General features: G+C 64.5%; 10 protein-coding genes. 4 read left to right on the forward strand and 6 right to left on the reverse strand.

All coding sequences use genetic code 11. The annotated features are described in order from the left end of the window. Positions 1–87: 87 nt before the first annotated feature. From NLM31_RS41965 to NLM31_RS41980, 4 genes are all read right to left on the reverse strand, one after another. Positions 88–987, reverse strand: coding sequence for an ABC transporter permease (locus tag NLM31_RS41965; RefSeq protein WP_254195998.1), 900 nt, complete (start codon positions 985–987; stop codon positions 88–90). Between the two features lie 3 nt (positions 988–990). Further along, positions 991–2004 (reverse strand): ABC transporter permease, encoded by a 1014-nt coding sequence (locus NLM31_RS41970; protein ID WP_254195999.1) that lies wholly within the window; start codon positions 2002–2004, stop codon positions 991–993. A gap of 237 nt (positions 2005–2241) precedes the next feature. Next, a complete protein-coding gene (locus NLM31_RS41975; RefSeq protein WP_254196000.1) occupies positions 2242–3864 on the reverse strand; it encodes an ABC transporter substrate-binding protein in 1623 nt (540 codons plus the stop codon). 222 nt (positions 3865–4086) lie between these two features. Next, entirely contained in the window at positions 4087–5463 is a 1377-nt protein-coding gene (locus tag NLM31_RS41980; protein ID WP_254196001.1) for a caspase domain-containing protein, read from the reverse strand. Between the two features lie 376 nt (positions 5464–5839). Between NLM31_RS41980 and NLM31_RS41985 the strand changes: the two genes are divergently transcribed. Continuing rightward, on the forward strand, positions 5840–6388 hold the full coding sequence (locus NLM31_RS41985) for a hypothetical protein (RefSeq protein ID WP_254135003.1): 549 nt from the start codon (positions 5840–5842) through the stop codon (positions 6386–6388). A 13-nt stretch (positions 6389–6401) separates the two neighbouring features. Beyond that, positions 6402–6863, forward strand: coding sequence for a hypothetical protein (locus NLM31_RS41990; protein WP_254135004.1), 462 nt, complete (start codon positions 6402–6404; stop codon positions 6861–6863). Positions 6864–7033: 170 nt separating this feature from the next. Here the strand turns inward: NLM31_RS41990 and NLM31_RS41995 are convergent, their stop codons facing one another. Beyond that, a complete protein-coding gene (locus NLM31_RS41995; RefSeq protein WP_254196002.1) occupies positions 7034–7975 on the reverse strand; it encodes a phosphotransferase in 942 nt (313 codons plus the stop codon). Between the two features lie 290 nt (positions 7976–8265). On the opposite strand from NLM31_RS41995, the gene NLM31_RS42000 reads away from it, so the two are divergent. Next, positions 8266–9198, forward strand: coding sequence for an IS110 family transposase (locus NLM31_RS42000; RefSeq protein ID WP_254130737.1), 933 nt, complete (start codon positions 8266–8268; stop codon positions 9196–9198). Between the two features lie 71 nt (positions 9199–9269). Here NLM31_RS42000 and ugpB read toward each other — a convergent pair whose 3' ends face one another. Beyond that, the gene (gene ugpB, locus NLM31_RS42005; protein ID WP_254196003.1) at positions 9270–10595 is read right to left on the reverse strand and encodes a sn-glycerol-3-phosphate ABC transporter substrate-binding protein UgpB; all 1326 of its coding nucleotides are present in this window, start codon (positions 10593–10595) and stop codon (positions 9270–9272) included. Positions 10596–10797: 202 nt separating this feature from the next. On the opposite strand from ugpB, the gene NLM31_RS42010 reads away from it, so the two are divergent. Then, positions 10798–11793 (forward strand): TRAP transporter substrate-binding protein, encoded by a 996-nt coding sequence (locus tag NLM31_RS42010; protein ID WP_254196004.1) that lies wholly within the window; start codon positions 10798–10800, stop codon positions 11791–11793. Positions 11794–11797: the final 4 nt, after the last annotated feature.

An 11797-nucleotide genomic window follows, 5' to 3' on the forward strand; every position in this document is an offset into this window, starting at 1 on the left:
CGCGGCTCAAAGAGCTCGAAAACAACCCCATGCACAGTAGAGCGACATTGGAATCGTTGGAGAATTTTTGCCAAAAAGCTGCAGCCATCACGTCCTCCGCTGGGGGTCGACGATGTCGCGCAGGCCGTCGCCGAGGAGGTTGAAGCAGAACACGGCGATCATCAGGGCGAGGCCGGGGAAGAGCGCGATCCACCATTCGCCCGAGACCATGAAGCCCGCGCCCTCGGCGACCATGATGCCCCATTCGGCGGTGGGCGGCCGGACGCCGAGGCCGATGAAGGAGAGACCGGCGGCATTCAGAATCGCGTAGCCCATGGTCAGCGACATCTGCACGATCATGATCGGCATGATGTTCGGCAGGATGTGCACCAGCAGGATGCGGAATTCGCCGTTGCCGGAGAGACGCGCCGCCTGCACGAAGCCGGCATTGCGGCGCACGTTGGCTTCCGCGCGCGCGACGCGGGCATAGAGCGGGAAGTTCACGATGGCCGTGGCCAGGATGATGTTCTGCACGGTGTTGCCGAGCGCAGCGACAATGCCCATCGCCAGCACGAACAGCGGGAACGCCATGATGGTGTCGGCGATGCGGCCGACGATGCGGTCGGTCCAGCCACCGAAATAGCCGGCGGCGATGCCGGCGAGGCCACCCATCAGGAACACCAGCACGACGGAGGCGACCGCGATGAACGTATCGAGCCGCGTCGCCACCACGACGCGGCTGAAGATGTCGCGGCCCAATTGGTCGGTGCCGAACCAATGCGCCGCCGACGGCGGTTTCAGAGCCGCGGCGGTGTCGGACGCCAGCGGATCATAAGGCACCACATAAGGACCGAAGATCGCGGCGATCAGGATCACGACTAACAAGGCGAAGGAAAAGCCCGTGACCTTGTTCTCGCCAAGCACATAGCGGGTCTGTTCGAGGATCGCGACGAGTCCCGAGGTTCGCGCAGGCCCGGCGGGTTCGACAGCAGGCGCAACGGAGCTCATGATTTAGCCCTCCAACCGCACGCGTGGATCGATCACGCCATAGAGAATGTCGATCACGAGATTCAAAAGCACGTACATCACCGCCATGGTGAGGACAAAACCCTGCACCGGCGCGAAGTCCGACGAGATCAGCGCTTCCACCGCGTAGGAGCCGATGCCGGGCCAGGCGAACACTTTTTCGACCAGCACGTTGGCCCCGAGCAGGAAGGAGAACACCATGCTGAGCGTGGTGATGACGGGCAGCATCGCATTCCGGAACGCGTAGGTGACGATGACGGTGGCCGGCGACAGGCCGCTGGCGCGCGCGGTGCGGACGAATTCGGATGCGAGCACCGCAAGCATCGAGGCGCGCGTCATGCGCGCGATCGGCGCCAGCGAGAAGATCGCGAGCGTCGTCGCGGGCAGGATCAGCTGGCTCAATGCGGAGCGAAACGCCTCGAAGTCGCGCGCGATCAAGGTGTCGATCAGATAGAAGCCGGTGACCGTCGGCGGTGCGCTGTAGAAGACGTCGAGCCGGCCGAGCGGCGCGGGCGACCAGCCGAGCCGGAAATAGAAGACATAGACCAGCACGAGGCCGGTGAAGAATACGGGCAGCGACACGCCTGCTGTCGTCGTGATGCGACAGAGATGGTCGATCCATGACCCTGGTCGCGTTGCCGCGAGCACGCCAAGCGGAATGGCGATGACGATGGAGACGATGAGGCCTAGCAGCGTCAGTTCGGCGGAAGCCGGCAGGCGGCTGCGGATTTCGGCGGCGACCGGCTGGCCAGTCGTCAGCGAATTGCCGAAATCGCCATGGGCGAGATCGTTGGTGTAGCGGAAGAACTGCTCGATCAGCGGCTTGTCGAGGCCGAGTTTTTTACGGATCTGCTCGACCGCTTCCTTGGTGGCGGCGGGGCCGGCGAAATATGCGGCCGGATCACCCGGCAGCGCGCGCGTCAGCAAGAAGGTGACGATGACGACGCCGATCAGCGAGGGAATCGCGAACATCAGGCGCTTGCCGATCATGGTGAGCATGGTGACCTCGTGCACGTTGCAAGAGAATGAAGTCGCGCCACTTGCTCCGCTGCGTTCCCTCCCCCCTTGCGGGGGAGGGCTAGGGAGAGGGGTGGCCGCGGGAGAGGTTTGAGTTTGTGGCTACCCCTCTCCCCGCCCCTCCCCCGCAAGGGGGGAGGGAGTGAGAGGCCTGTGCCCGCCTCACTCAAATCAACAACGTCACCCGATGCCGATGCGTCGCCGACGATCAGCATCCCCTCACCCCTTCGCCATCGCGCGGTAGTCGAGGCGGCGGTGGAACCAGTACTGATAGCCCGAGATGTTCTTCTGCATCGCGACGTTGACGAAGGGCTGGTACAGCGGGATGCGCGGGATGTCGGTGTAGGCGAGATCGACGAAGCCTTTCACGTCGGCGTCGTAGGCCGCCATGTCGCCGGTCGCAGCCGCCGTGCGCGCGCCGTCGATCAGCTTGTCCATCTCCGCCGACTTGTAGCTCATGGTGTTGAAGACGGAATTGTTGCCGTGATAGCACCAGTAGAAGAAGTATTCGGGGTAATCGAGCCAGCCCGAGAACACGTTGGTGAAGAGCGGCATCTCCTTCTTGTTCAACTCGGTGCGCCAGTTGGCGCCGGGCACCTTGTTGATGGTGGTCTTGATGCCGATCTGGGCGAGGCTCTCCTGCACCAGCACGCAGAGCGGCTCGTTGACGCCGGCAAAATTCAGGTCGAACGAGATCGTGGTCTCGAAGCCGCCGGCGAGGCCGGCTTCCGCCATCAACGCCTTCGCCTTCTCGATGTCGGTGTTGTATTTGTGCGGCTGCGGCCAGGCGACTTCGGTCGGCTTGTCCTTGGGCGCACCGAACATCGGGTTCGCCAGCCCGAACATCACGGCGTCCATGATCTTCTGATAGGGCAGCGCGTAGGCGACGGCCTGGCGGACCTTCGGATTGTCGAAGGGAGGCTTGGTGACGTTCATGCCGATATACTGGATGCCGTTGGAGAACGGCAGCGACACCACGTTGAGCTTGCCGTTGGCCTTCATCTCCTGGAAATCCTTGTTCGGGAGTTCGTAGGAGATGTCGGCGTCGCCGCGCTCCAGCAGCGCGCGACGGTTGCCGGCCTGCGGCACCATGCGCCAGATCACGCGCTTGATCTTCGGCAGCGGACCGCACACCCAATCCTCGTTGCGCTCCATGACGACTTCGGTGCCGGCGGTCCACTTCGTCACCTTGTAGGCGCCTGAGCCCGCGGTCTGCTGCTTGGTGAACTCGAGGCCCCAGGGATCCTTCTCGCTCGCGTTCTTCTTCACCAGCTCGGAGTTGACGATGCACGGCACGATCACGGCGAGATCGGGGACCGTCAGCCTGTCCTTCTTCAGGAAGTCGACGCGCACGGTGGTGTCGTCGATCACGACGAACTGCTCCGGCTTGGTCAGCGAGCCCGCGCTCATCTGGAAGGTCGGGAAGCCGCCGACGCTGACCGCGCGGTCGAGCGACCACTTCACGTCCTTGGCCGTGACCGGCGTGCCGTCGTGGAATTTGGCGTTCTTGCGCAGCTTGAAGGTGACCGACATGTCGTCGATCTTGAACTCCTCGGCGAGCTCGCCCTTGAACTTGTCGCGGTCGTAGTAGGGCACTCCGCCTGGACCGGTCTTCATCTCGTGGCTGATCAGCCGGTCGTAGCAATTCCAGGACACTTCATAGCCGGGCACGTTGGTGCCGACGCCGTGGATGTCGAGATTGTTCGGCCCGCCTTCCGAGACGATCAGCAGCGTCTCCGAGCGGGCGTCGGCATAGGCCGAGGAAATGACCTGCGGCGCGATGGGGAGCGCCGCGCCGGCGGCCAATCCGGACACGGACTTGAGGAAATCGCGGCGCTTCATGAGGATGCTCCAACTCAAAAGTTTCTCGTTGGAACTGGATTCGCAAGGTTCGTGCCAGACCTTAACGAAGCCTTACTCGCGGCTTAAGTATTAGATATCATGACGGAAACTCTAACGAAGGCACGACAACGCCTTTGCTCAGAGCTCGGACATTGCATACAAAGATGCGTCTTTGCACATAAAATAATCCGAACGGAGCGACGGCCCAATTCATGGGCGACGCTACTGGCAAAAGTCCTCGTTGTTGACCCGCAGGCAGCGCGGCGCCGCGACGGTCCTCTGCCGCGCGCAGCCGTCGCGGCTGTCGACCTTCTTCAGGGCCCGCAGCGCGGCCATGGTCGGACGGTGCCAGAGATAATGCTCGTCGGAGAGCAGCGAGGCCCGGCGCAGACCCTGAATGGTGGCAGCATCGAACGCGCCGCCCTGCTCGCCGACAAAGCAATCGAGCCGCGTCAACTCGGCCTGGATGAGCTGCACCAGCTCGCGGCCCTCATAGGTCGGCCCGGCACTGTCGAGCACCGTAATCTCGCGCAGGCGCGAGGCGGCGGCGCGCGCCTCGTCCGCCTCGGGCGTATCCGGAAACAGCGCGGCGACGAGATCGTAGGCCTCCGGCGTTCTGGTCTGCCGCGCACGATCGAGCACCAGGGACGCCGCGGACGCAGCCGCGGGCCCGCTCGCGGCCGCGCTCTTTCTCAATTCAGCCGCGGCGGTGCGGGCCACACCGGCTTCCGGGCTCGTCGGGAAACGATCGACCAGGAGATCGTAGAGCGCGACATTGCCTGTCTCCCTGGCCGCCGCGAGCAATTGCGCGGCCTGGCTCGGCGGCGGCGGTGGCGGCACGAAGAAGAAGTCGAGCTCGAGCGAGGTGGATTCCCAGGGGATCTGCTGCTCGCCGGTGGACAGCCGCACCTGGCGGCGCACGCTCTTGAACACGTCCTCCAGCCGCTCGCCGGGCACGATCATCGCGTCCGCCAGCGCCCTGGTGTAGGGGCTGTGGCCGTCGTCACCATCATAGGCCGTCTTGCCCGAGCCCGTCGCCGAGGCGATGAACACGCCATAGACGGCGCCCATCGGCACCAGTCCGGGCGCACTTGCCGCCACGCCCGGCGGAAACGGATTATCGCGGCAGGCATCGACGATGAGGATGTTGAGCGCATTGCCTGAAGACGACAGGCGATCGGCGACGCGCTTGACGCTCAGCGATTGCGGCACGATGTCGGCGCGGCGCTTGATGTCGGCATTGACAGGCACGAGGTAGTTGGCGCCGTCGCTCTCGACGCCATGGCCGGCATAATAGAGCACGGCGACGGTCGCAGGGCCCCGCGCCTTGATCTTCTGCGCGAACGCGTCGACGTCCTCCGACAGGCTTTTCAGGTCGCGGTCGGCGACCGCCGTCACCTCGAAACCGGTCTGCCGCAGCCGATCCGCGATCAATTGCGCATCGTGTCCGGGATTGGCGAGCGTGCCGAGTTTTGCGTAATTGGCGTTGCCGATCACCAGCGCCAGCCGCGGCGCGGAATCTGCGACCGATTTTCGCGTATCTGGTGCGGCGCGCGAGGCGCCGGCGGCGAGCGCCATGAGCGCTGCTGCCAACAACACGGCAAGACGACTTCTTAGCAACTGCATCATCACACTGCCCCCACAGGACGTTACGCAAACGATGTTGCGCTGTCATGTTGGGCGACACCATCGTGAGGACGTACACTCTTTCATTCCCTCCCCCCTTGCGGGGGAGGGGCAGGGAGAGGGGTGGCCACGAACTATGACGTCGCCCGGAGCCACCCCTCTCCCCCGCCCTCCCCCGCAAGGGGGGAGGGAGCGCAGCTGAGCACATCGCCACACCTTTGTTTACGACGAAGCTCCCTCGACGCGCGACCGGCTTCTATCTAGAATTGAGCTTTTCAAGACTCCTTTTCCGCCCCTCATGCCTGATCAAAATCCCCGCTCGATATCCGGCTCCGTCCTGCGCGTCGCAATGGCGATCGCGCTGATAGCCTTTCGCGCAGCGCCCGTTTCGGCCGGCGTCCTGAGCGGCCGTGAATTCCAGAACCTGATTGCCGGCGGGCCCGAAGGCACGACCATCGTGTTTCAGGGCGGCACCGACAAGATCTTCTACTCGCCGAGCCTGAAGAACCGGCTGCGCCAGAGCGCCGAGCTCGGGCCCGACTTCCTCAAGCAGAAGATTCTCCAGAACACCGTGACCGAGGGCACCTTCATCGGCGCCACCATCGAGGGCGGCAAATGGCGCACCATTTCGGGGATCGCGGGCGTCGCCGCCGACGTCGATAGCGGTCACGGCGTGCTGACGCTGCTGCAGACCTTTCCTGAAGACACCAGCATCAAGGCATTCCAGAAACGCGACCGGCTTTATGCCGTCGTCATCGTCGAGGACGCACCGAGCGGCGTCGTGTGCCGCAGATCACAGTGGGAGCGGCTATTCGCGCTTAAGGGTGAACCGAGGCTGACGACGGTGCCGTGCGAATTCACGGTGGGCAATGCGGTGACACCAACGGCACCGCGATAAGAGGGGGAAAGACATGACGACACTGATTCTCGGGGCCTCCAGGGGCCTCCGTGCGACGGGCCTGCGGGTGATCATGGCCTTGCTGCTGTTCGCAGCGATGCCACTGGGTGCAGGCCCAGCGCAAGCGGGCGGCGGATCCGGCGCGGCCGCCGCGGTTGGCAATGCTGGTCTCGACGCGTGCAGCAACAACGCCGGCAAGGCGCTCTACAACTGCGTCGCAGACGTGCTCGACCGGATGAACGGCACCCTGACGCGGAACGCGAAGCCGGAAGCACGAAGCGCCCTGCAGACCGCGGCTTCGCAATTGAGAGCAGCCGGCACCAAGGCCCAGGCCCTCTCCGCCATTACGCAGTGCCGCGCGGTATTCTCCGGCATCGTGTCGGCGATCAAGAGGGACGGGGCAGAACCGACCGGATATGCCGCCGTCATCAGCGTCCTCAGCAAGGCAGCCGCGCTGATCCAGCGGAAGGGATAGGCTCCCGTCGTCCCGGCGAACGCCGGGACCCATACCGCGTGATCCATCCGGTCAGCGCAGGCGATTGTACCAAGCGGAGAACTGGTAAGTGCTGGTCTCCGTCAAACTACTCCCTGAGGTTATGGGTCCCGGCGTTCGCCGGGACGACGGCGGATCTTGAGGCCGCGCCATCACTCCGCCCAGATCAATTCCTGAAGCTCGACCAGATCGTTCACCTTGTCCTGCCAGCCTTCGATACAGATGTGGCTGTTGAGGTCGCTGGCCTGGTGCAGCAGCATCAGCGCCATCAGGCGGCGCTTGAGCGCGAAGTCTGGCTTCTCGTAGCCAAAACCCTCGAGCAGGCTGCGCACCCTCCCCGGCCGGCCCGCCGACATGAAGGCGCTCGGGCCGAGCAGATCGTAATCGCGCCAGCCCGCCCTGACGTCGCCGAAATCGAACAGGCCGGCGAGCGACCAGTCGCCGTTACGGGACGCGAGCAGGAAGTTCTCCGGAATGTATTCGCCGATCAGGATCACCGGCGGCGCATCCATCGGAATCAGCGTGGCGGCATCACGCAGGAGATCGTCGAGGCCGGCCAGGAATTTCGGCGCGAGGCCGAGACGGGTGTGCCGCGCACGGCAGCCCAGCATCTGCGTGCGCATGAAGTCGCTCCAGCGCGGCTCGATTTGCGCGAGCGGGCCGAGCGGCGCGCGCTGCACGGCAGCAATGGTCTCGCCGATCTGGCGCAGCACGCGCTCCTTCTGCGCTTCGGGCAATGAGGGCCAGATCTCCGAGCCGAGCGTACCGGCGAGGCGCGTGATGATCAGATAGGGCCAGCCGTCGCGTATCCCCTCCGCGACGATCTCGGGGATCGGCAGATGCAGCCGGCCTTTGAGCTGCATCAGCGACCCGCGCTCGGAAACGAATTGCGCATGCAACAGCGGCGGAAAGATTTTCAGGATCAGCTTCTCGCCGAGCCCGACGACGAGGTTGGTGCCGGTCGAGAACACGTGCGGCGCGCTGGTGTCGACGCCGTGGCCGCGCGCGATGTCGAGCGCGATCGGCAGCCATTGCGCGGAAGCGGAGCGCCAGCCGCGAAAGGTCTGCGCGTCGGCGAAGTGAGGCAGTGTCATCGAAGGCAATGTCCCTGCGGCTGATCCTTCGAGACGCCCGCTTTCGCGGGCTCCTCAGGATGAGGGCGGAGTTTGTGGTCTCGGGGGCCGCCGTCGGTGCTTAGCCTCATCCTTGTAAGTCAGATCGCGCCAGATCGGCTAAGATAGCCGGTGCGGTAACGGACGGGAGACCGCTTCATCCAAGGGCTATGAAGCCCGTGCCTCAGCGCGGCGCCCCGTCCGTTGTTCCATCGAACCCGAACAGTCGCGAGGGCCGCCTGGCGAGCCCGGTTGCGCAAGGATGGGTGCAGATGGACGCGATCTATGTTGGCATAGATGTATCTAAGGACCGGTTGGATGTTCATATGCGTCCGAGCGGAGAAGTGTTTGCCGTGGCGCGCGACGGCAAGGGCTTGGAAGATCTTGTTGCGCGGCTTGCGGCCTGTTCGCCGAGCCTGATTGGGCTGGAGGCGACTGGCGGCTTCGAGACGGTGGTCGCGGCAGCACTGGCCGGCGCCCAGTTGCCGCTGGCGGTCATCAATCCGGCCCAGATCCGGCACTTCGCGCAGGCGATTGGCCAGCGCGCCAAGTCCGATCCGATCGATGCCGCGGTGATCGCACGGTTCGTTGAGGCGGTGAAGCCCGCCCTGCGTCCCGTCCCGGACGAGCAAGCTCGCTTGCTGGCCGAACTGGTTGCCCGACGCCGGCAGATCATCGAGATGATCGTCGCCGAACGCCAGCGCGAGAAGCGGGTGGAGAATGTTCGCGTCCGCAAGAGCCTTGCCCGCCACATCAAGGTCCTCGAGAAGGAGCTGCCGGACATCGACAACGACATCGACACGCTGGTACGGGGCTCGCCGGCCTGGCGGGACCAAGAAGATTTGCTGATCACCTTCCCGGGGGTCGGCAATACACTCGCACGCACCTTCCTTGCCGAGGTGCCCGAACTCGGCACCCTCAACCGGCGTCAGATCGCAAGCCTTGCCGGCCTTGCTCCCTTCGTTCGCCAGTCCGGCCGATGGAAAGGCAGGAGCAAGATCGGCGGTGGACGAACTGCCTTGCGGGCGGCCCTCTACATGGCTGCCCTCTCGGCGATCCGATGCCACCCGCAGCTCAAGCTTTTCTACCGTCACCTCGTGAGCGCCGGTAAGCCGAAAATGGTCGCCCTCATCGCGGTCGCCCGCAAGCTCCTCACCATCCTCAACGCCATGCTCAGGGATCGAAAACCATGGCAACCCGCTTGACGAAGAACACAGTCGCTGAGGAGACCGCAAAGCGGTCGTCTCGAAGGACGAGGCGCGCGCTCCGGCCGCGACTACCTATCGGGGCTGGCGCGCTCGAACTGGCGCAGCAGCTTGTTGCCGCGCTCGACGGCGGTATCGAGCGCGGCTTGCGCGCTCTTCTGGCCGCCAAAGGCCTGCTCCAGCTCCTCCTCGATCGTGCCGCGAATCAGGTTGAAGGAGCCGAGCCGGATGCCTTTGGAATTCTCGGTCGGCGGATGCAGCGTGATCTCCTCGAACGAGATCGCCGAGCCGGGATTGCGCTCGTAAAATCCTTGCGCGCGCGTCAACTCGAAGGCGGCGCGGGTAATCGGCAGATAGCCGGTGTTCTGGTGCCAGGCGGCCTGCACGCCGGGCTGGGACAGATAGGCGAAGAACCGTGCCACGCCCTTGTATTCCTCGCGCGGCCGGTCGCGCAGCACCCACAGCGTGGCGCCGCCGATGATGGAATTCTGCGGCGCGCCCTTCACGTCGGGCCAATACGGCATCATGCCGTAGCCGATCTCGAATTTCGAATTCGCCCTGATGTCGGCGCGCGTCGCCGAGGAGCCGATGAAGATGCCGCATTCGCCGTTCTGGAAGCGCGGCTCGGCCGATTGCCCGCGACCGCTATAGTCGAACAGTTTTGTCTTCTGCCATTCGGCGAGCTGGGCGATGTGCTTCACGACGACCGGATTGTTGATGGTCAATTCCGCATCGAGGCCAGCAAAGCCGTTCGCACGCGTGGCCAGCGGCAGATTGTGAAACGCCGACAGATTCTCGACATGGATCCAGGACGGCCAGGACGTGGTGAAGCCGCAGACGGCGCCGCGGTCGCGCAGCCGTTTTGCAGCGGCGCCGAGCTCGGGCCACGTCTTCGGCGGAGTCTCCGGATCGAGCCCGGCGTCGCGGAACATGGTCTTGTTGTAATAGAGGATCGGCGTCGACGAGTTGAACGGGAATGACAGCAGATTGCCGCTCGCATCGGTGTAATAGCCGGAGACGGCCGGAAGATAGTCGTTGAGCGAGAACGGCTCGCCCATGTCGCGCATCATGCTGTAGACCGGATAGATCGCGCCCTTGGCTGCGGTCATGGTCGCCGTGGCGACCTCGTTGACCTGCACGATCGCGGGCTGGCTGCGCGAGCGGAAGGCGAAGATCGCGGCCGTCACCGTCTCGGTGTAATTGCCCTTGTAGGTCGGCACGACGCGGTAATCGGATTGCGAGGCGTTGAAATCGGTGGCGAGCTTTTCAAGCTGCTTGCCGAGCTCGCCCGACATGGCGTGCCACCATGCGATGTCGGTGGCGGCGCGCGCCTCGCAGCTCAAGGCGAAGGCCAGAGTGGCGGCGGCGACCTGCAAAAAGCGCAATGATGAAGTCACGATGGCTCTTCCCGGATCAGGCGGCAAAAGGCGACTATACCCTGCTTAAGGCGCGGTCCCCGGCGTTTCAACCGGGAATGAAGCCGGACCGCGCCGCACAATCGCCCGAGGGCGCGGCCCGGGATGGCCTTCCCTTTACCATCTGCTAGATTGCATTGAACCTTTTGGTCCCGCCATAGACTCCATCTCTGAGGGGTTGAGTGTGCCAGTGCTAAACCGTGCCGAACTCTCTCGGGCCGGGGTGATCTTCGTCGCGCTTCTGTTCGCGATCTGCGCGACGGGGGCTGCAGCGCGTGAATTCCGCGCCGCCGACACCCAGACCGAGGATTATCCGACCGTCCAGGCGCTGCGCTACATGGGCGCGCTGATCGCCGAGCGCACCGGCGGGCGGCACGAGGTCAAGGTGTTTCACTCCCGCCAGCTCGGCGAGGAGAAGGAGACGATCGAGCAGACCCGCGCGGGCGCGATCGACCTCAACCGGACCAATGTGGCCCTGATCGGCAACTTCGTTCCGGCGATGAACGTGCTCGCCATGCCGTTCCTGTTCCGGTCCATCGAGCACATGCAGAGGGTGCTGGACGGGCCGATCGGCAACGAGATTTTGGGCAGCTTCGAGCCCTACGGCTTCGTCGGGCTCGCCTTCTACGATTCCGGGGCGCGCTCGATCTACAATGCCGTCCGCCCGGTGAAGAGCATCGCCGATCTCAAGGGCCTGCGGATCCGGGTGCAGCAGTCGGAGTTGATGAGCCAGATGATCCGCTCGCTCGGCGCCGAGCCGGTCGAATTGCCCTACGGGCAGGTGCTCACGGGGCTCGCGACCCATCTGATCGACGGCGCCGAAAACAACTGGCCATCGTTTGTGACGACAGACCATTACAAATATGCCGGCTACTACACCCTGACCGAGCACACGATGAGCCCGGAGGTGCTGGTGATCTCGCTCAAGGCGTGGCGCAGCCTGTCGGCCGACGACCAGCGGATTTTCCGCGAGGCCGCGCTGCGCTCCAGCCAGTTCATGCGCGAGAAGTGGCGCGACCTCGAGGAGCAGTCGCAGCACAAGGCCGAGGCCGCCGGCATCACCGTCGTCAAGGACATCGACCGCAAGCCGTTCGAGGACGCGATGGCGCCGGTGTACGCCAAGGCCGCGAAGGATCCCGCCGCGGCCGCGCTGATCGAACGCATTCGCAAGGTGGAGTGAGCCG

This window comes from Bradyrhizobium sp. CCGUVB4N, assembly GCF_024199945.1.
Lineage (GTDB): Bacteria > Pseudomonadota > Alphaproteobacteria > Rhizobiales > Xanthobacteraceae > Bradyrhizobium.

What these genes read in the sequence shown, in the direction of transcription:
- NLM31_RS41965 (WP_254195998.1), bottom strand. Translation starts at nt 987, where the DNA reads ATGAGCTCCGTTGCGCCTGCTGTCGAACCCGCCGGGCCTGCGCGAACC.
- NLM31_RS41970 (WP_254195999.1), bottom strand. Translation starts at nt 2,004, where the DNA reads ATGCTCACCATGATCGGCAAGCGCCTGATGTTCGCGATTCCCTCGCTG.
- NLM31_RS41975 (WP_254196000.1), bottom strand. Translation starts at nt 3,864, where the DNA reads ATGAAGCGCCGCGATTTCCTCAAGTCCGTGTCCGGATTGGCCGCCGGC.
- NLM31_RS41985 (WP_254135003.1), top strand. Translation starts at nt 5,840, where the DNA reads ATGGCGATCGCGCTGATAGCCTTTCGCGCAGCGCCCGTTTCGGCCGGC.
- NLM31_RS41990 (WP_254135004.1), top strand. Translation starts at nt 6,402, where the DNA reads ATGACGACACTGATTCTCGGGGCCTCCAGGGGCCTCCGTGCGACGGGC.
- NLM31_RS41995 (WP_254196002.1), bottom strand. Translation starts at nt 7,975, where the DNA reads ATGACACTGCCTCACTTCGCCGACGCGCAGACCTTTCGCGGCTGGCGC.
- NLM31_RS42000 (WP_254130737.1), top strand. Translation starts at nt 8,266, where the DNA reads ATGGACGCGATCTATGTTGGCATAGATGTATCTAAGGACCGGTTGGAT.